The sequence below is a fragment of the Vibrio sp. KUL70 genome (assembly GCF_059725515.1).
Map to the genome: position 1 here is coordinate 604,775 of NZ_AP045835.1, position 19,548 is coordinate 624,322.

Sequence of the window (19,548 nt, forward strand, 5' to 3'; positions counted from 1 at the left end):
GGTTTATGCCTCTTGTAGGGCTTGTTTTTTCTCATTGATTGCCGTCATGCTGATGCTGCAAACAATGATTAAGCCAGTTACGACCGTGTGCCAATATGAAGGTACACCGAGCAACGTCAGGCCGTTCTTAGCAACGGCGAGCAAGATAACCCCAAGGACCACGCCAAACAGCGTACCTTTGCCTCCTGTCATACTCGTGCCACCAAGTACAACGGCAGCCAGTACCGTAAGCTCAAACCCCATAAGAGAGTTTGGAGCGACTGATTGGGTTATTTGGGTTTGAACCACTGAAGCAATGCCTGCAAGTGCTCCCATGTAGCCATAAACGAACAGATTAATACCAAAGAGGTTAATACCAATACGACTCGCCGCGTCTGCATTGCCGCCTACCGCGTATATCTGACGCCCTAAGCGTGTCTTAGACATCAGGAAAGAGGTGAGGGCAATCATTGCGACTAAGGTTAAAATTGGCAGTGATAAGCCGTAGTCATAGCCGTCGCTACCGGTAAACGTGAATAGCTCAATACCATCCATAAACCAGTCAGGAAAACCGTACAACCATTCGCCGTTACTAAAGTAAATCAGTAAGCCAAAGAACACGTTCAATGTTGAAATGGTAATGATGATCGCTGGCACCTTGAGTTTGTATACCAGTGTGGCGTTGATCATGCCAAGTAACACACCCACAACGGTTGCAATAGCAAACGCAATCATGAAATTACCATCAATCGTCAAAATGTACGTCGCGGTGATGTACTGCGCAATCGCTGCGGTCGCTGGGAAGGAGATGTCGATGCCGCCAGCGATAAGCACGACAAACAAACCACAAGCCATGATGCCTAGCAATGCAGAGCTGACTGACATATCAAAGATGTTTCCAAGAGTGAGGAAATCTTCAGAGGTAAAAGTAAGCACTGCGACAATCAACACAATCATCAATGAGAGGTAGAACTCATGACGCTTGGTGAATGAAGATAAGGAACAACGAAACTGGTTAAGCATTGACTGCCTCCATGATTTGTTGCTCGGTAGAGTGAGCGGGTTGGAAATCATGAGTAAAACGTCCTTCTTTCATCACAATCACGCGGTGACTGTTGTAGAACACTTCTGGGATTTCATCGCTGACCATGATGATTGCCATTCCTTTTGCGGCAAGGTCTTTTGCGATGGTGTAGATTGCTTCTTTGTTGGCAACGTCGACACCCACGGTCGGAGAGTCAAGGATGAGCACTTCTGGTTCTGCGGCTATCCATTTTGCGATAGAGATACGCTGCGCATTACCACCGGATAAACTGGTTACCGGGAGTTTTGGGGCCGCGACTTTGATGGACAATGAAGAAATCAATCTATCGACGAGCTTGTTTGCCTTTAGATGGTCAAGAAAACCTGAGGGCTTCTTCAGTCTGTGCATGACTGAGGCAGTAATGTTGTCTTGAATCGCTTGTTCCATCACCAACCCAGTCGACATGCGGTCTTCAGAGACATAACCGATGCCTTGAGAAATCGCGTCGCGATTAGATTTGAACGTAGTTGGTTGGCCGTTTATGCGGATAGTGCCGTTGTCTGGTTGAGTCATGCCGAACAGTGCCATGCTCAATTCGGTTCGGCCTGCGCCAAGTAAGCCGATGATGGAGATGATCTCTCCCGCGCGAACCTGAAATGAAATATCGTCAAACTGGCCACGTTTTGACAACTTTTCGACTTCAAGTTTGACGGCACCTTGCTGGTGGTAATCGGCAAGAGGAGTGAATTTGAATCGTTGTCCGGTCATTAGAAAAGCCAATTCGTCACTGTCTACTTCATCAGCTTGATAGGTACCGATGGTGCGGCCATCACGAATGACAGTGATTCGGTCGGAGATCTCCATTACTTCATCAAGCTTGTGGCTCACAAATACCACTGTGACGCCTTTGGATTTAAGGTCTGCGACCACTTCGATGAGGTGATTCACTTCGGTGCGAGTGAGTGAGGCCGTTGGCTCATCCATGATCATTAATTTGGCATCAGATGCCATGGCTCGGCAAATGGCGACGAGCTGACATTCGGCAATTGAAAGCTGCTCAACGCGTTTATCCAGTGGTAATTTGACACCTACTTTTGCCATTGCTTGAGTTGCAATGCTCTGGATACGTTCTTGTTGCACCAGCCCTTTTGTCCATTCAACATGATCCTGAATGGCAATATTCTCTGCGACAGTCAAGTTTGGGAATAGAGATAAGTCTTGATAGATAACTTGAATGCCGTGTTCTATTGATTGCTGTGGAGTGAGTCGAGAGTAGCGTTTGCCCGCTAATGTGATTTCAGCGCCTTTCTCTGGAGCGTGAACGCCAGATATCACTTTAAATAATGTGCTTTTCCCACAGCCATTTTTGCCGGCTAAGCAGTGCACCTCACCCTGATTGAATGTTAGGTCTATCCCATCCAATGCCTTTACGGAACCAAAGTGCTTGGATACTTGCTTGAGGATAATAAAAGGAGTTCCAGACATGATCACTTCCAATATGGTAGGGCGGCGTTGCACCGCCCAATTTAGAACAGAGTTTGTTTAATTTAGAAACCAAGTTGACGTGCGTTGGTTTTATCCACTTCTAGAATCTTGTTAAACTTGATCACGCGGTTTTGCGTATCAATTTCTGCATCACCTAGGCCTTGAACATTGACCCCTTGTGATACGTCTTTGCCTTCGAGCATTTGCTTAGCAACGGCAACCATGGCGTAGCCTGCATCTGCTGGGTTCCACAAGAAGCCTTTATCAATCTCGCCACGAGCTAAGTACGGAGCAGCTTGGCTTGGCATCATAATACCCACGACGCTGATTTTGTCTTTTGCGCGTTTTTTCTTAATTGCTTCACCTGCACCGATGCCACCTAATGAACCGTAAGAAACGATGCCTGCCATATCTGGGTGTGCTTTCATCAGGTCGTTCGTTGCGGCATAAGATTGATCGATGCTTTCAGCAACTGGCATACGGCTAGTGACTTCATACATATCAGGGTAGGTTTTCTTTTGGTAATCGATCGCTAGATTTGCCCAGTTGTTATGCAGTGGCACCGTTAATGAGCCAACATAAACCGCGTAACCACCTTGCTTGTCCATATTTTTTGCAAGCTCATCCATGGTTGCTTTGGCGTAGGCTTGATTATCAATCGTTTCGATATCCCAATCTGCGCCATGTCCATCTGGTGACTCATGGGTTAATACGATAATCCCTTTCTCACGAGCTTTTTTAAATACTGGCTCCAATACAGTTACATCATTCGGTACCACAGTAATTGCATCAACGCCTTTGGCAATTAAGTCTTCAATAATTTTCACTTGTTGCGCTGGATCTGGAGTGGAAGGACCAAGCTGGCGAGCTGTCACGCCGAAATCTATAGCGGCTTTCTCAATTCCTTTGTTCATTTGATTAAACCAAGGAATACCAGACACCTTGACTACGTTTACAATTTCATAGCTTTTTGCCATTGTTGCACTTGTGGAGACCATAGAAAGTAACGCAACTCCCACAATTTTCTGCGTTAGAAAGTTGTTATCCATATTTTCAACATCCTTAATTTTTTACGTTCCAACCTTATCAATCACGAATAAACAGATATAATGGTTAAGTGTTACTCAAGTATACTTAATAAAAAATAAATAAGATCCCAAATCCAAATAACCAAAATCAATTATAATTGAAACTAATTTTAACCTCACTCCAAGAATAAAGCACAAACTCCTACCTAGAGTGAGAATATTATCCAATCCATCATTCGATGACTAAAAGTTTCCATTCAGTGCTTCCAAATACCAGTTTCTAAACTCAATTGTAAAATGATTCAAGTGTCCTTTGATTAAATAATCAGGCGCCTTTTCTGGTAAAATAACTGTTAGTTTGGTGTTGCAATTTCCGTATTTATCGTTCTTAAACTCATGAGTGGCATAACCTAAAACAATGTTATTTAAACTCTTAATCCTTAAGCAAAAATCGGTTGGATAAGTCTCATCTCTTTCAAATGGAACAATATCAGAATCAACAAATTCACCAATTAAAAACCAAGGAAGCTCATCTTCTCCGAGGTTTTCTATAATTTCTACCAAGTTAGGGTTACTTTCAGAAACGACGTTAAGATAATGGTCTGGGTGTCCATCTTGCAAAGCAATCTCGTCTTTATTCGCCAATTTATTCATAAACCAACTATGGTATTCCTGGTATGTAAGGAACGGCATGGTTATCTTCGTATAACCGGACTTCCATTTCCTTTCAGAGTCTTCAACATACTTCTCAGATTGTTTTGTTGTAATAGCGATTTCGTCCTTTAAGAATTCTTTTATATAGTGATGAAATTTCGCTTTTATAAACTTTAATGCTTTATGAGATCTCTCTAAATCCATGGCGATAATATCATCGTTATTTAATATAGCACCCGAATAATATCTACTTTCAAATTTATCGTTTTTCATAATCTTATTCCTATATAAAACCATCAAACAAAAAAATCCAATGACATACTTACCAATTGAGTATATTACCCCTCCTCTCAAAAAAGAAATATAAATAATGCCACTACAAAGAAACCGCCACGCAAAAACCTAACGCTACACTACTACTTGGTAGTGGAGAGGTAAGTGGGAGAAATGTCATGGACTCTGTAAGACTTCCAGTATATATAACTTGGTCCTCGATAACTCCGTAAACACCTTCAGGCCACCCAAATTCCTTAACAAAATTAGCATCAATAACACTTGGGAAATCAGATCTGCTCGGAAGGTACCAATTGTGTCGATTTTTAAAGTTAATAGTATTTAGAAAATGGCAAAAACCTCTAGCATAATCTACATAAATATCGGTGTTCAAGTTTCTATCTATTAAAGAGTAAATTTTGAAATCGCTAAATTTACGGTAACTACCATTATGTAATCCATAAACACTAGTAACACTAATAGCACTTTTTCTATAAATACTACCGCTAAAATAATTATCTACATCAATCAAACCACTATCGGCTATGTAATCATAATACTCACGCCAAAAACTTTCGTTTACTACCCCTACCATTATTTTATTAGGCAAATAATAGCTTCCATATAATGGGATAAACTCAACACTATTCAAACAACTCCCATTGGACAGTGATGCTAGTTCGGGCGGGAAAATATACGACGACTGACCAGGTATACAACCATTTCCTCGCAACCAATTAATGTTGATGGAAGTAGAGTGACCCGCGGCTTCCCCAATAAGGCGATGACTTACAAGCCCGCCTAAATTTACTTCTGATTCGAAAGCGTGTCTTTCATAGCGAAGAATGACATACCGTTCACCATCTATCTCTGTATAAGAGATATCAATATTCGGGTTTTCTGGTTCTAACCTAAAAGTATAATCATTATAATGATAAAGTTCTTGGCCTAAAGCCGTTAGCTCTGATCTTATCCGCTTTTCCTCTACAATTTTTGGGTTGATGTAGATATTGGATACAGTGGAAAATGGTGTTAGCACAAATGCTGTGTCAGACTGTTCTACAGCATTTACGTTTACAGTAAATACGCTCTCTCCAGCTCTAACCTTAAAACTATAGGTTCCTTTAGATAACACAGAAAATCTAATGGTCCCGTAGCCAGAGCTGTCTGTGAATACTTCATTACTTACAAAATCTATGGATGGAGATGAATCATAAGCAACAACAACCTCTCCCGAAACAGGAGCACCATGTTGATTACGAATATGAACCCTTACGTTAGATTCCTGCCCGACCAAAACGTCGTTCCTAGTTTGAGGGCCGCTAACTATTAAGCTATCTTCTTTGTCTTCAACGCACGTAACATAATAAACCGTGTTTGCGTCATAACTATGCTGTGAACGATTGACAATATTAAATCCTAATGGGGCGTTATTGTGCAATACTAGATATTGGCTCATGGATGGCCAATTAGTAGGTGTAGAAATAAATTGATTCGATAACGCCATTATTTCACTATAAGTAGGCAACCTTGAATTATTCGAACCATTGTCCCTTGAAGCACAATAATCATCGGCGGACGAATATCTAAATCCAGCCAGAAATTCCCTTGGCGAATAACCTTGATCGACTAGCATAGTATCGTATGTTACGCTAGCATCATTGGCGTCCTGTATCGTCAATGGCGCACTGAATATTTTGCCATTTAGCTCTAGATCATCCCAATCCCCAGCTGAGTTTAGATCTCTTGTCGTTATTTGAATTAGCCCCATTTCGTAAGCACCATTATGATCGCTAACGGCAAAGCTCACTGTATGGGTACCAATAGATGAAGATTGGAAAGTAAACACCTTATTGGTTGTATCTAGAGGCAATTTAGAAGCAACCAGCGCGTTAAACGCATCGACATTAACGAGTTGGTAGTCATCATCGTCATGAGATGTGACATAAGGAGAAATATCAATCTCAAATACTTCATTTTGATTAACGATCGTCGGGTATGAGATATGCTTCGAAACAGTTAACCCTTGATTTCCAACCTGAGCAACAGCAACATCGAGTACCCCCATTAAAACTCTATCGCCAGTTGACGAAACATAGCTGAACAAAATACGATCTACGCCTTGGAAACCACTTGCTGGCGTATAGTCAATAACGTTAGTCGCGGAGTTTGCAACAGCAACAGAGTTAGGGTTGTAAGGTAGAGTAATATCTGAATGCAATGTATAACCGTTTAAATCAACACCATACTTAGCAAACTCGGTGATAAGGTTTACAGTTATAGTTTGATTTTCGAGTGTAACGGCACTTATAGGCATCAAAAACGTGCTACTAGGATTTGCACTAACAGCTACACGGGCAACTGCGGTTGCACTTGATGGTTGGTCTTGAGAAGACCAGCTGCTAGCTCGTACTAAAATACCTTCTTGACTATCGCTACCTGTGGCACCTGCGCTCACGACTCGGTAGCGATAATTACACACTCTAGGTGTCGTTGCAGAGATTGAAAAGCTAGAGTCAGTCATGCTTTCAACTTGACAATCTGCACCCTCTGATAACGGAACAACCTCAGTAAGCTCAAAACCACTCCCATCAGATACTTTGACATGTTCGGCGAGCTGGATCTCATACAAAGTAGATAATTCACCTGAGAATGAGGCATCTTGAGCCGTTAACGTCGCTGGTCCTAAAGCGAAACTTTGGCTAATAAAACCATTACTCTCTGACGAATCATCTCCCCCACACCCAAATAACCCTAAAAGAAATACGAGAAGAAACACGATCCGCATATTTTTTAATACATATTGAATATTCATAATTCACTCTTATCTATATCTATAGGCTTATTCGCGCTCACCCAAATGCAGATTAATGCAATCTAAATAACGCAAACACCTGTAATTAACCGAATAGTATAAATCCTATTATTTTATGGCATACTATCGCAATCTAAAAATGGGTAAACAACCAACTCTCCAGGATAAATTAAATTGGGATTTCGCCCTTTTTCAAAAAACTTCTTGTTCAATTTTTTTAGCTTGTTAAAGGAAACTCCAATAGCATTTGAAATATAAATCAAACTCTCACCCTTATTGATAAGGTGCGTTTTATAAATATCATGACATATAGCTTCTTTCGATTTTTCTGAGGGAAGAGGCGTAGTTACTTTCTCATTACCATCGGAGTAAATAAGGTTACTTATCTGCTCTTCCTCGTCATATTTATCGTTGATAATCTCTGAAGAATCAGAGTACTGGGAAGATACTGCATCACCAAATCGATATATAATCGATATATTGAGTGATTCTAAGTTTCGAACCTCTTCATCAAAGCCAGATAGCCTTTGATAGTTGATATTAAAACTCCAGTTATTCATTAACTGGTATCCTGCACCGACACCGATTAATGCAGCGTAATCGTTATCATCATGTGCAATGCCGACACCAAAATTTAGAGAAGCATAGTCACTAACCGGCAATATGGCTTTTACGCGACCAAAAATTGGGTCTATTTTTTCTTTATTGATAGAATCTGCTCTAAAGTCGGCATAACCAGCCTCGAGAGCTAAGTTTTCTAATATATGGAAGCCAAGCATAGCTTCATACCCTATCGATTCCTCTTTATCATCACCTAAAACGTCTAGATTTATACCTGTTCCAACATAAAATGGTGATAACTGAAAATTAGCTCGACTTAACAAAGGTATAAAAATAATAACTAATAACAATGATGGTGATATTTTCATCGCTAAACCCCCAGAGATAACATAATAACGACGGTGTCGGTGTAACTTCCCGAAAGCAGTTCAACCCCTTCAACATCATATTCAAAGCGTAAATCGAAACTCAGCGTGGTTTGTTCGCCGGCGCCTTCACCAATCCGGCTAGTCTGCTCTCGCAATACTCCACCTGAATCAACAAGGTTTGTTGAATCACAACCTGAACAAGTAACTTGATAGGGGATAGAAACTGATGCATCCATTTCACTATTAAGCGCATAAGTTTTCGAGGGCAGTGTTAATTCAACACCTTCAGAAAAAGACCCATGTACATTTATGGTATATGTTGTCTGTCCTGATATACGCAACAGACCAGTATCATAAACCGGCTCCATGTCCCCATCACCAATGACATCAATCGTTTGAATTATCGAGGGGCGATAATGAATACTAACAATCATAAAATCATTGATATTTCGGAACGTCAATATGTCATTATCGTTATAATAATATTGAAAATTTAATGGTACCATCCCACTATAAGTACCCTCAGGTAAACCATCAAATGCCCTTGTAATATCTGACTGTTCCAAATTGAAAATAGGTCTAAGAAATATAAACGGATTAACTGGTATGCTACTTACTAACTTAGTGGAAGATATACAAGATGACCCTTTCAAAGTGATTAAAGGAGGAGAAACCGTATCTTTATAACAGCCACGACCAATAGAGGAAGATGAAGTCGTATATGAAAGCCCTACGGTATTATACTCAGTACCCAAAATAGCAATGGGTACAGACGCACTGCTGCCCCCTGCCCCACTAAATACAACGTGAGAAACTGGTGGTGAAGAAAAAGTACCAGGGGTCCATTCAAAAGTGGAGCGAAGTACTGGCGGAGTTTGCCACATACTCGGCACCATGTCTGATCCAGACATCGAAACATTTCTCCACTTCATTCCATTTCCATCAAGTTCGCCCCAAATATTAAAAGCGGCTTGAACATTAAAAGTGGTTACAACAAAGATCATAAAGGAAAATCTGTTAATTGCTATCATCTTGATTACTCCTTTTGACCGTCTCCTCTCGGTAATAGCTACGATCATGAGATGTGACAACAACGTAAAGATGTTCGGATTGTATCTCTATGGGTAAATTAAAGGTCTTTTTACGCCCTGCCAACAACGTATATCTTTGACGACATTTAATCTTATTATTATCTGAACATGAGTTGACAAAAAACCTAAGTATGGTATTGCTTTTGTTGTCAACCAGTAACTTATCTCCATAATTAACTATATTATATGAATACGATGGCTTAGAAGTTGGTATTACATATATAGGAGCGAATCCATAGTTTACTTCCAAGCTATTACTATTGGATTTCTCTTCACTATAATACTGAGGAGAAAAAGGTAAACGGAACATAAGATCAGCACTATCGTCACAACTAACATTGTGGCAAAGACTACGAATTCCTATGTCTCTAGATTCACCTGATTTAAGTACCAATTTAGGATGGGTAATTGATATCTTCCAGTCATCAATATTATCTCGATTATAATCTTTCCTTAAAATATTCACCCCTTCTTCTATCTTCAACTCTTGAATTGAAGCAGTGATAAAAATAGGTCGTGACTCATCATTATTTAGGGTTATTATCCCATTGCCTTTTTTATCTGCTATGACAAACATTTTATCAACATTAAATGCATAACTAGACTTGATTAAAAACAACAAAGAAAAATAAGCAATCTTGATTCCTATCTTTTTCATTTCATTACCTTATCAGATTTTGCTATTGAATAATTAATAACATCAGTCGCGTAGTTTCGTTTAGCAAGAACTCTAAGTTCATCGAATAATTTTTTGTGCTTTACATACATAGCGTCAAATTTTTCTTTTTTATGTGCAACATATATTGCTTTCATCCTGCCAATATTCTTTGAGATAATTACATAACCTAACTCTTCGAAGTTCTTTAAATTTCTGTTTACATCAGGGTGGTCTTCATAAACACCTATAAATCGAACGTTCAGCATTTCACCGGAAACATTGACAAGTATATTTTCATTAGAGCTATCCATAGGAAGGCAGTAATTAGATCCAAAGTTCATTAGCCCTGTAGAAGAAAACTCGTATGGTAATAGACAACGTTGTTTTAGGTTCCCTGACATTGAAGACAACTCAAAAATCGCCCCCTCTAAGACAGTAACTCGAAAGACACCATCAACTATTTCGTTAATACGTAAACAACCAACACCATCACACGAAATATCTTTTATTGGTTCATCATCTATATCTTTAAATGAAGAAACGAAAGAGACCACCCTGCTGATTTTTATTTTAAGTTTTTCAACCGTTCCTGGGTGAGAGAAAAAGCTGGAGTAACTATCGCCAGAATTGAACAGCTCTACGCTTTCCGCATCAAAATAGGCCTGATATTGATAGTACTCCTGTATAGGAACCAATATGTTATCTTTATAAATCATAAACTTTTTATCTTGCTTATTGTCTTTCTTTAAAGAAAAACTCCCTCTCTCTATGTTATCTTCAAGTTTATTAACTCTGTTTGAATCGATCAAAAGATATGATGAAGATTTTACGTCTGAAAAGTAGATATCCTCACCCGTTAATATCTGAGTACTTGACACACCCATGGTTATCCCACGCTGCGCGTCTGAAGAAGCATATATGCTTGCATCAGCTCTCCCGTAGCGACTGCTCCCAGCTACGTTAAATAAGGCCTGCTGATACATATTACTACCAGCGTTTCCTATTTCACTGCGGTAAACATTCCGCAGCTCCAATGAGCTATCAAACAAACTATTCTTAATTAAGTGATCTTTTCTAATTGATGTGGAGATTTGTGTAATGTCAGATTCTGAAGATGTCACGCCAGAAATTAGATCTATAGTCTTTGAAAGAGGTATATTCCAGAGTAGATTAAGTGATACCTCGTCATCAACATCAGAGTAATCTAGATTAATATCCAACCTAGAATCTAAATAAAAAGGTGATGAATAACCGAGTGACATTGTTTGATAACTCATCCTGTCACTTTCATAACCTAAAACATTTCTTTCAAACTCGTTCTCTTGTCGAGTTTTATTATATACAGCGTACACGGAGCGACCACTTCCAAAACTATAAGAAGAACTAACAGATAGGCGTGAATAATCTGACGGTCCATACATATATTTAGCCAAAGCGTCATCATAACCATCATTCAATATTTCATAGGATATGTTAAATCGCTTTAGTCCTAGGTCAATGTTAAAATGGTCAGCATCATTGAACAAGGTATAGACAGTATCAAGTGTTATATCCGTTTTCATCCAGTGATAGGTAATACCAGTTGAAATTGATTGGTTATCATCGGTAAACGTACTACCAACGCCCAACAACAATGATGGTGTTGACCGATGAGTTATTAAAACTTTACCAAAAATATCATCTTCAATACTATTTGAATTAGACATTGACTCGTGATAACTGTCTGATAGGACTCCGGCTGAAATAAGATAATCGACCTTCCCTAAGGCCAAAGTGTCTTGAGCGCTGTTGTACACCTGATATATATAGGATTGAAGAACATTCCCCGAGCTAATAACATCAAGTTTAACTTCATATCGTCCCATCGGTAATTCATTGTAAAAAACCTTGTTTTGACCTTCGTGAATATTTTTTTGATAGATAACTCTTTCGTCTCGATAAATTTTCACATAACCACTGACAGGTGCATAAAAACTAATTAATTGATCACTATTTTTCCCGCCGATAACAAGCCTTTCAGAGGATGCCAATGTTATCGATTTCTGAGGCATATGAGTTGCACTATCAAGAAATCTTGTGGAGTTTATATTCTGATTATATTCAAAATAACCAACATTTATAGCGTAATTATCTAAGTCTAGGTGATACGCTGCTTCATAGAGAGTGTTATCATCAATATTATTCAAGCTAAAGTCAGATTTAATATATCCATAAGGTAAGCCCACTGTTACTACATCATTAAATGCAATACTTGAATCTTGTTCACTATATTGGTTGACATAAAGATCGAAAGAATTAATGACACCATTACTCTCACTTTTAGGATTATTGTAAACTTGCTCTTCATGATGAGTGTTGTAGTCAAGTAAAGTTGGGTGAACAAACAGATAAAGTTGTTTATCATTATAGTTCATCACCCAATGGAACGTATCCGTAATTAATTCACACTCACTCAGTTTTCCTATACATAAACCCGAATCTTTAACTCCAATAACTAAACTATCAACCATTTCATCTCTATGTCTAATGGATATAGAATTTGACTCCAAAAATTCATAAACCTCCCTTATCGCTTGTTCATTACTCGAGTTCAATTGAACAGTATCAAACTTAGTCATAAAAGAAATCGGATTTGTTAAAGTTCCGTCTAAATTCCTAACCTTTAAGTTTGATTTTTCAAGTTCAAATAAACTTTCGAACCCAGAAGGATACTTTCTATTAGAAGATAACGCGACACTACTCATAACCATAAGTAGTACACCAATAATAATCTTATTCATTAGATGTCAACTCCAATATCCAAACTAATTTTCCCAGAACAATAATCAGGTTGGTGCCTAGTCACTATTTCATCAAAGTCTTTGAAATTAAAAGAGAGCAAATGGCTAGAACTTTTATTTGTATCACTACTGTTTGTAAAGTCTGGAATATGGATTGATTGGCCTATTTGAATTGATTGACCTTCTAAAAAGGTTTCAACAAAGTCCAATTGCTCTACCGGGCCAGTATTTGACATATCAAAACATTGAGTTACACTCTCGGCCAAAGTAATAGTATAAGGTATGTTAGTCAGCACTTTACTTGGAATATTTGTGATCAATTGAAGAGTAGATGATGCATCTTCAAAACCAGACCCATCCGATTTAATATTCAGCGTCAAAGAATTTGGATAAAATACGGCACCAATTACAGGTTCGGGGAACAGTCGAGTGATATCAATGTTCGTGGAAAGGTACAACGTTTCAATATCGCTTGCGCACACATATTCAATCTTAGCTATAGTGCAAGCGGAAATAGTAATCAAAAATGCTGACATACTCGAAAGTACCCTAACGAAAAGTTCTGACATAATTCATCCCTCATTATGTAATAACATCAGTGAGCTCTACGTAGAGCTCACTGTAATAGAACCTAATTAACAAAAACTAAGAACTATGCAGGATCAACTAATAAGGTGACCGCTGCCGTCACAACCTGCTCTGCAACCATTGCTTCTTGCAAAGGTTCATTTTGCTCCACACTGATCGTCAGTGACTCCTTTTGATTTACTTTATCTCCAACTTCCATTGCGGTACCATCGATCATGACTTGTAAATCTGAACCTGCGATTTGTTGATTACCATAGACAAGCGTAGCTGTGTCCACCTCCCAGTTTGCCGACAACAGATCCGGGGCTGCTTGTGTCGGGTCATTAGTATCAACGGCATGAGCCTCTAATCTAACTACAGTGGAACTAAATGTTCCGTCCTCATTTGCATTGACGACACCACTCATATCTCCCACATCGCCGTTCAAGCCAGTTACTATCATGCTGCCATCACTAGAGCTTCCAGGTACCGTTCCTAACCAAGTGACAGTAACAGTTGAAACAGTTGACGTCGCATAGACGTTACTCGCGAGCATGACCGCGGAAACGGCCACCAAACTAGTCAGCGCGCATTTTTTTCCTATTTTTAAAACATTCATGTTTTTGTTCCTTATTTAACTTGATTATTTTTAAATTTTTAGATTGTTTTCAAATTTGTACATTCAATAATAATTTGATCCCCCCTCCTTTGTTAGTGTTAGCAGCCTAAACTTATGGGACATGTAATTAGTTCAACTTCATATCAATTTAGCGATACATAACATACAACCGAAAATAGATATTGCCTCACCAAATAGATTTACTACTTAGATCCAGAGTGTACTTAAATCGTTCCTTCGTTCTTATATATATTAAATATCTCTAAATCTTATCCAAAGCGTTACTTCTCTTGATGTTCGACATAGTAAATTTATAAGCATCTAACTGCCTATATAGTCTGCACACGCAATTATCATAAAAGAAAAACCAAATCGTCATCAAAATGAAACAAAGTAGGGATCAATTAATTGACTCTGTTTTGAGTGCTTCGTAAATCTATGTAAATATCCAATACACTCAAACCTAGTGGCAAAAAAAAACAAGGTCAACAAACCGAATAGTTTTTCACTATTTAATAATATTAATTCCAAATAGACAGGTATCAATGAATACCTAGATCATTATTAAATTAAGGCAATAATCTGGAAGAACAAATTAATAGCCATTCTTACCTCTAAATGGCTATTGACTTTAATTAATAAGTGACGTAATGATAGAAGATAAATTAAAAAACAAAATAGTATATAACTAATTATTATCTCGATGTTTTAATTGCATTAATTCCTTATCTATAGAAAAGGGAGGTAGTAAACGAGTGATTTACTGGTCTTACTAGATAATAAATTTATTTATAAACTTGAATGTATAGCTTATAGAGTGTTATAACATAACGATGAACTAAACCTTGGGCTTAATTTTTGAGCTTATGTTCAATATCAGGATGTGGTCGTAGGTAACACAATAAAGTTAATAAAATTAATAAAGTTACCAATCTAGACCTATTACTCTATTAGTTAGTGCAACAATTATATACCAATAAAAATTGGGTATTAAGCCCAAATCCAAAAGGACAAAGCTATGAATTTGACAACGAATTCTATGTTAAGTAGCGCATCAAACAAAGATACTGAAAGTCATGCATTTGAAAAAATTAATATAAGTAAAAATGACAATAATCCAATTGATAAAAACGCTACGATAAATAAAGAAGTGAGCGATAGTCTTAATGATGTAGAGATCAAGCTTTTATCAATTCTTATCAGAAATAGTGGTAATGTTGTAACTCGTTCAGAATTAATTGAAAATAGCTGGGGTGGAAGAGTTGTTACAGGAAGTTCGTTAAACGTTGCCATAAAAAAAATTAGAGATGCGTCGAAGAATACACCTCTAGAAGGGAAAATTGTGACATTACCTAAAAGAGGTTATATGTTCACTAAGAACGATTGTACACAGAGCATTTCAGATAGCTCCACAGTAGACTTCAACGTTGATATGTCTCCCAATACTACAAATGAAAATGGATCAAATTTCGACCAAGTCACTAATAAAGAAAACTACTGGGTAACTCTATTAGACTTCATTACTAATCAAAAAAAATTTATTATTAACTTAATAAGTTTAGTTCTTTGGCAAACTTCATTTGTTGGATTTATATTTCTATGGTGGCCAGAATGAACGCCAAAAGTTTAATATACAAATTAAATATTTATTTCTTGCTTTTCGCTGAAATTATTATTGCTTTTGGGGTTTTTCAAGCGATCCTTTACAAACATGAACTACAGTTTACCATCGAGGCTCCATGCGTAGAAAACAAAATTGAAAATAATATAACTTTCAACCGACTTTTTTTTTCTAGCTCCCTAAATCGCGAGAATCTAGAACAAAAAGTAACATTTTATGGTGTGTACTTGAAATACTTTGACACTATTTTGCTTATTGGCCGACTGAACTGTACCCCAATGTTCATTCGAGTAGAAATAACTGAACACTCTCCCCATATAGTTTCAAAAGGCACCGGTTGCGTATACTTATCACCTCAAGGCTAACACTTACAAGAAGCTTCATCTTAAGATGAAGCTTATCTTCATAGCCTGCCAAATCGCCTTACTTACCTATACCTATAATTTTCCTTCATCATCTTTATTTTGATAACCAATAAGTCTGATTTGTCAAAATCTAACCATTATGTCGTGGATAATGGTAATTTAAAGAAATAAAAACTCCCCCTACCAATTCTCGTCAACTCCTACTTCGGATATGTTTAGAAAATTCATAGCTAAACTATTACCGAAAACAATAATATTAACATTAATTGCCAACCTAGATATTAATAAGGGAAAGGGTAAATTTACATATACCAACCTGGTTGCTCGTGACGAGCAGTGATGAGTACAGATTAATAATAATTAATATTATTTTTATGTTAATTAATTGACGAACATTAAACCTCACCGCATGATCAATATCAGTGTAAATTGATCAACAAATTGGCAATTGGCAAATAGTGCACTTGTCTCGTATCGGTCAACTAGGTACTAGACCTACAGCTACTTTTCTTATTTTTGGGTTACGCTCTATTTGAACAACCGAGCTTTGGAGTAAAAATGAACATTAAACAAAAAATCATACCATTAGCGAGAATTAAATTAGAGAAAATAGTAACAAAACAAGGGTCGACTTTTGGTTTTGAAATACTAACAGCTAACTTTAAAGATATGGGATTAGATTTTTTTTCATTCACACCTGAATCTCGAACAAATATTAACCTATTACTAAGAAATCAGTTGAAAACATTGGCCAGATTTCAATGGGAAAATGAAACTACAGGATTCAAATCAGGTCAGGTTCTTTTTATAAATGTAGAGCCTTGGCAGTTAGAGGATTTCAATATATGTAAAGATATTGCTCTCGTTCACCAATATCTTAACCAAAGTGGTATTAAAATATGCATAGAACTAACTGAAAGAAACTTCGAAGAACTTAGGTTCCATATTATATTAAAACACTTATTCTATCTAAAGGACAGAGGGATAGAAATCGCTCTTGATGATTATATTTTTAATGACACAACTTGGCGAACCCTATTAGTAAAGTGCATAAACTGTGTCGATTATCTAAAGATAGATATAACGAGTCAACTAGATAAAGACCTGTTTCTTCAGTTTTTATCAGGATTAGTATCTCAGCCAATAATAATCTTCGAAAAAGTTGAGACAAGAAAAGAACTTCAAACAATGCTCGATTATGAGGTCGAAACTCCGTTACTACAAGGTTTTTTATTTAACTAAAGAAGAAACATTATGGCTATTCTAGATATCGTCTCAATGGAAGACCCTAGGCTAAGAACCATTTCTAAACCAGTCGAAGATATTGACAACCAAGTTATCAATTTGGTTAAAGACCTCATTGAAACAATGAACGTTAATTCATCGGTAGGTTTGGCCGCTCCCCAGGTTGGAGAAAATATATGTTTATTCGTAATTGACTTGGAGTCTGAGAAACATAAGCCGACCGTATTTATTAATCCAAGTTATGAGTCTATCGACGGGTCAATACAGTTGAGTTCTGAGGGTTGCTTGTCAGTAGGGGAAATAGGTGCGAGATTAACAAGACTTGATCGAATCCGCGTTAGATATACAGATATTTTTGGAAAAAAAATAGTTATGGATGCCAAAGGGATGTTGTCGGCGTATATTCAACACGAATGCGACCACTTAGAAGGAGTTTTATTTATAGACTACTTAAACTAGGAGAAACAAATTAAGATCATTGGCTGTATAAGCAAAAAAAGAACTTAAATTTTATCACATTATAGCGAGACCCAAAATGAAATTATCTTCACAAATTTTATCAGTTATTCTTTGCGTGTTTCTTGGGCTGAGTTACGCCCATGCCGAAGGTTTCGGTATTTCTTTAAAAATCAAAGAAAGTGACGCTGATCGCATTAGTCATTTAGCCTCCGAGCAAAGGGATTTATTACGAGAAATGTACAAAAATGGCACTATTAAAGATATGTATATCAATTCAGACGACATTGGTCAATATAAAGTTAGAACATTAAGATTGGTGCTTCAAAGCGACAATGTTGAAAAGGCAAAGGAGATGATTTCTGCTCTACCTATGGTGAAAAGTGGCGAAATGAAATTAGATAATATCGTCATTGTAGGCGAAAAGTGGTTAGATAATACACCGTTGAATAACAATTATGGACTTACATTTACTTGGAAAGATGGAATCGAACTCATGGAAATTGATCGCGTTCTTGGAATCGACCTTCAAGAAATTATCGCATTAAATCAGGTTGGTACAGTCAGTTCTTCATTTATCAATATTCAAGAATTTGAAAGTAAAAGGTCCAGAAGACCAACCTACCTTATTTCTATTTTGGCCAAAGACGAACAGCAAGCCAATATGATAAGCCAAAGATTTGAATCTGTCAGGCTCGGATATGCAGATGTAACAATTGTTCACATGGGGAGAAAATTCGAATTTTAAACTTATAAATATAACGATAAATTATAATAGAAGAACTGGAAAAACATGATGAACAACATAGATAAAAGCCTTACTTGGCAAACAATTACCCTACATTGGCTAACAGCAATTATATTTCTAGCGACCTTCGTTATCGGTTTCTATATGGTTGATTTACCAAGAGGAGAGGCTAAAGGGCTATTGATTTCGCGCCACCAATCTTTAGGAACAATACTGCTATTGATAGCTTCAATTCGTATCGTATGGCGGCTAACAAACGGTCCTATATCTAATACAGATCACTCAGACTGGCAAGTACTCTTAGCTAAACTCACGCAGTTCCTTTTGCTACTTTTTACAGTACTCATGCCAGTTTCAGGGCTGATGATAAGCATATCAAGCGGTCGAGGGTTCAGTTTCTTCGGTCAACAAGTTTTTGTACTGGGCGAGAAAAACGAATGGTTATTCACGTTGGCGTCTACAATCCACCATGCTTCTGTAAATTGGATTGTTCTGTTTGTAACACTACATGTATTAGGTGCTCTTAAAAATCAGTACATTAATAATAATACTCTCTACCGTATGTTCGGTAAAAAATAAATATAAAGGATGGATGATGAACAAATTTATTAAAGCAATTCCTATGTGTTTTTTACCTTTTTTATCTTTTGCAGATTCGGGAACCACCGAAAACTATGTATCAGTAGGTGCTGTATTTGGCGCTTTCAAAGGGTATAACGTAATCGATCAATCGTTAAAAGGATTTGGTGTAAACTACGCGAGAATAAATAATAACAGCAATTTGGGATTTATTATTTCTCTACAAAATTCAACATCCGATAGCGAATATTTTGACTTGAACGATGGCAATATCGACGTCGAGTACAAAATTACAAGTTTATCTATAGGACCTATTTATCGTCCAAGCATTCTCAATTGGTTAAAGCTCTATGCCGATATCGGTGGCACATACTTTGACGCTAAAGTCAAAGAAAACCAAACACAATTGTCTTCGACAGACGACGACTTGTGGTTTAGCTATTCAATAGGTGCTCAAATAAGCGTACCAAAGACTCCTATCTTTATAGATGCTAGTTATAAAAGTATACGTACATCCGGTGACTTCTCAGGGCTTGATATTAACAATCATTTCTTCCTCGGTGCTGGCTATAGCTTTTGATGCATAGATTTCCCCGTGTTGTTACTTTTGTCCCACATTGGTGGGACTTTTT

17 protein-coding genes are annotated in these 19,548 nt (G+C 37.5%); 6 read left to right on the forward strand and 11 right to left on the reverse strand.

Annotated features, from left to right (window positions below):
* Positions 1-3: 3 nt before the first annotated feature.
* The 11 genes from AC6I7V_RS16755 to AC6I7V_RS16805 form a co-directional block, all read right to left on the reverse strand.
* On the reverse strand, positions 4-1,002 hold the full coding sequence (locus AC6I7V_RS16755) for an ABC transporter permease (protein ID WP_498012311.1): 999 nt from the start codon (positions 1,000-1,002) through the stop codon (positions 4-6).
* On the reverse strand, positions 995-2,488 hold the full coding sequence (locus AC6I7V_RS16760) for a sugar ABC transporter ATP-binding protein (protein WP_498012312.1): 1,494 nt from the start codon (positions 2,486-2,488) through the stop codon (positions 995-997). The genes AC6I7V_RS16755 and AC6I7V_RS16760 overlap by 8 nt, the downstream gene beginning before the upstream one ends.
* Before the next feature lie 62 nt (positions 2,489-2,550).
* Complete coding sequence (locus AC6I7V_RS16765; protein WP_498012359.1) at positions 2,551-3,486, reverse strand: autoinducer 2 ABC transporter substrate-binding protein; 936 nt, start codon at positions 3,484-3,486, stop codon at positions 2,551-2,553.
* 273 nt (positions 3,487-3,759) lie between these two features.
* The gene (locus AC6I7V_RS16770) at positions 3,760-4,443 is read right to left on the reverse strand and encodes a hypothetical protein (RefSeq protein ID WP_498012313.1); all 684 of its coding nucleotides are present in this window, start codon (positions 4,441-4,443) and stop codon (positions 3,760-3,762) included.
* A 103-nt stretch (positions 4,444-4,546) separates the two neighbouring features.
* On the reverse strand, positions 4,547-7,258 hold the full coding sequence (locus AC6I7V_RS16775) for a hypothetical protein (RefSeq protein ID WP_498012314.1): 2,712 nt from the start codon (positions 7,256-7,258) through the stop codon (positions 4,547-4,549).
* 113 nt (positions 7,259-7,371) lie between these two features.
* Entirely contained in the window at positions 7,372-8,187 is an 816-nt protein-coding gene (locus AC6I7V_RS16780; protein ID WP_498012315.1) for an outer membrane beta-barrel protein, read from the reverse strand.
* Between the two features lie 2 nt (positions 8,188-8,189).
* Positions 8,190-9,218 carry a hypothetical protein gene (locus AC6I7V_RS16785; protein ID WP_498012316.1) on the reverse strand — a complete coding sequence of 343 codons (1,029 nt, stop codon included), beginning with the start codon at positions 9,216-9,218 and terminating at the stop codon, positions 8,190-8,192.
* Positions 9,205-9,936, reverse strand: coding sequence for a hypothetical protein (locus tag AC6I7V_RS16790; RefSeq protein WP_498012317.1), 732 nt, complete (start codon positions 9,934-9,936; stop codon positions 9,205-9,207). The genes AC6I7V_RS16785 and AC6I7V_RS16790 overlap by 14 nt, the downstream gene beginning before the upstream one ends.
* Complete coding sequence (locus tag AC6I7V_RS16795; protein ID WP_498012318.1) at positions 9,933-12,716, reverse strand: CS1-pili formation C-terminal domain-containing protein; 2,784 nt, start codon at positions 12,714-12,716, stop codon at positions 9,933-9,935. The genes AC6I7V_RS16790 and AC6I7V_RS16795 overlap by 4 nt, the downstream gene beginning before the upstream one ends.
* Positions 12,716-13,285, reverse strand: a complete 570-nt coding sequence (locus tag AC6I7V_RS16800; protein ID WP_498012319.1) for a hypothetical protein — start codon at positions 13,283-13,285, stop codon at positions 12,716-12,718. Before AC6I7V_RS16800 ends, AC6I7V_RS16795 begins: the two co-directional genes overlap by 1 nt.
* Before the next feature lie 83 nt (positions 13,286-13,368).
* Complete coding sequence (locus AC6I7V_RS16805; protein ID WP_498012320.1) at positions 13,369-13,902, reverse strand: hypothetical protein; 534 nt, start codon at positions 13,900-13,902, stop codon at positions 13,369-13,371.
* Positions 13,903-14,920: 1,018 nt separating this feature from the next.
* On the opposite strand from AC6I7V_RS16805, the gene AC6I7V_RS16810 reads away from it, so the two are divergent.
* The 6 genes from AC6I7V_RS16810 to AC6I7V_RS16835 all read left to right on the forward strand — a co-directional run bounded on the left by AC6I7V_RS16810 (position 14,921) and on the right by AC6I7V_RS16835 (position 19,496).
* Positions 14,921-15,517: a winged helix-turn-helix domain-containing protein gene (locus AC6I7V_RS16810; protein WP_498012321.1), complete on the forward strand. Its 597-nt coding sequence runs from the start codon at positions 14,921-14,923 to the stop codon at positions 15,515-15,517.
* A 929-nt stretch (positions 15,518-16,446) separates the two neighbouring features.
* Positions 16,447-17,130 (forward strand): EAL domain-containing protein, encoded by a 684-nt coding sequence (locus tag AC6I7V_RS16815; protein WP_498012322.1) that lies wholly within the window; start codon positions 16,447-16,449, stop codon positions 17,128-17,130.
* 12 nt (positions 17,131-17,142) lie between these two features.
* A complete protein-coding gene (def, locus tag AC6I7V_RS16820; RefSeq protein WP_498012323.1) occupies positions 17,143-17,592 on the forward strand; it encodes a peptide deformylase in 450 nt (149 codons plus the stop codon).
* Positions 17,593-17,668: 76 nt separating this feature from the next.
* A complete protein-coding gene (locus tag AC6I7V_RS16825) occupies positions 17,669-18,337 on the forward strand; it encodes a hypothetical protein (RefSeq protein ID WP_498012324.1) in 669 nt (222 codons plus the stop codon).
* 45 nt (positions 18,338-18,382) lie between these two features.
* Positions 18,383-18,916, forward strand: a complete 534-nt coding sequence (locus AC6I7V_RS16830; RefSeq protein WP_498012325.1) for a cytochrome b — start codon at positions 18,383-18,385, stop codon at positions 18,914-18,916.
* 16 nt (positions 18,917-18,932) lie between these two features.
* The gene (locus tag AC6I7V_RS16835) at positions 18,933-19,496 is read left to right on the forward strand and encodes an outer membrane beta-barrel protein (RefSeq protein ID WP_498012326.1); all 564 of its coding nucleotides are present in this window, start codon (positions 18,933-18,935) and stop codon (positions 19,494-19,496) included.
* Positions 19,497-19,548: the final 52 nt, after the last annotated feature.

What these genes read in the sequence shown, in the direction of transcription:
- AC6I7V_RS16755 (WP_498012311.1), bottom strand. Translation starts at nt 1,002, where the DNA reads ATGCTTAACCAGTTTCGTTGTTCCTTATCTTCATTCACCAAGCGTCAT.
- AC6I7V_RS16760 (WP_498012312.1), bottom strand. Translation starts at nt 2,488, where the DNA reads ATGTCTGGAACTCCTTTTATTATCCTCAAGCAAGTATCCAAGCACTTT.
- AC6I7V_RS16765 (WP_498012359.1), bottom strand. Translation starts at nt 3,486, where the DNA reads ATGGTCTCCACAAGTGCAACAATGGCAAAAAGCTATGAAATTGTAAAC.
- AC6I7V_RS16770 (WP_498012313.1), bottom strand. Translation starts at nt 4,443, where the DNA reads ATGAAAAACGATAAATTTGAAAGTAGATATTATTCGGGTGCTATATTA.
- AC6I7V_RS16775 (WP_498012314.1), bottom strand. Translation starts at nt 7,258, where the DNA reads ATGAATATTCAATATGTATTAAAAAATATGCGGATCGTGTTTCTTCTC.
- AC6I7V_RS16780 (WP_498012315.1), bottom strand. Translation starts at nt 8,187, where the DNA reads ATGAAAATATCACCATCATTGTTATTAGTTATTATTTTTATACCTTTG.
- AC6I7V_RS16785 (WP_498012316.1), bottom strand. Translation starts at nt 9,218, where the DNA reads ATGATAGCAATTAACAGATTTTCCTTTATGATCTTTGTTGTAACCACT.
- AC6I7V_RS16790 (WP_498012317.1), bottom strand. Translation starts at nt 9,936, where the DNA reads ATGAAAAAGATAGGAATCAAGATTGCTTATTTTTCTTTGTTGTTTTTA.
- AC6I7V_RS16795 (WP_498012318.1), bottom strand. Translation starts at nt 12,716, where the DNA reads ATGAATAAGATTATTATTGGTGTACTACTTATGGTTATGAGTAGTGTC.
- AC6I7V_RS16800 (WP_498012319.1), bottom strand. Translation starts at nt 13,285, where the DNA reads ATGTCAGAACTTTTCGTTAGGGTACTTTCGAGTATGTCAGCATTTTTG.
- AC6I7V_RS16805 (WP_498012320.1), bottom strand. Translation starts at nt 13,902, where the DNA reads ATGAATGTTTTAAAAATAGGAAAAAAATGCGCGCTGACTAGTTTGGTG.
- AC6I7V_RS16810 (WP_498012321.1), top strand. Translation starts at nt 14,921, where the DNA reads ATGAATTTGACAACGAATTCTATGTTAAGTAGCGCATCAAACAAAGAT.
- AC6I7V_RS16815 (WP_498012322.1), top strand. Translation starts at nt 16,447, where the DNA reads ATGAACATTAAACAAAAAATCATACCATTAGCGAGAATTAAATTAGAG.
- def (WP_498012323.1), top strand. Translation starts at nt 17,143, where the DNA reads ATGGCTATTCTAGATATCGTCTCAATGGAAGACCCTAGGCTAAGAACC.
- AC6I7V_RS16825 (WP_498012324.1), top strand. Translation starts at nt 17,669, where the DNA reads ATGAAATTATCTTCACAAATTTTATCAGTTATTCTTTGCGTGTTTCTT.
- AC6I7V_RS16830 (WP_498012325.1), top strand. Translation starts at nt 18,383, where the DNA reads ATGATGAACAACATAGATAAAAGCCTTACTTGGCAAACAATTACCCTA.
- AC6I7V_RS16835 (WP_498012326.1), top strand. Translation starts at nt 18,933, where the DNA reads ATGAACAAATTTATTAAAGCAATTCCTATGTGTTTTTTACCTTTTTTA.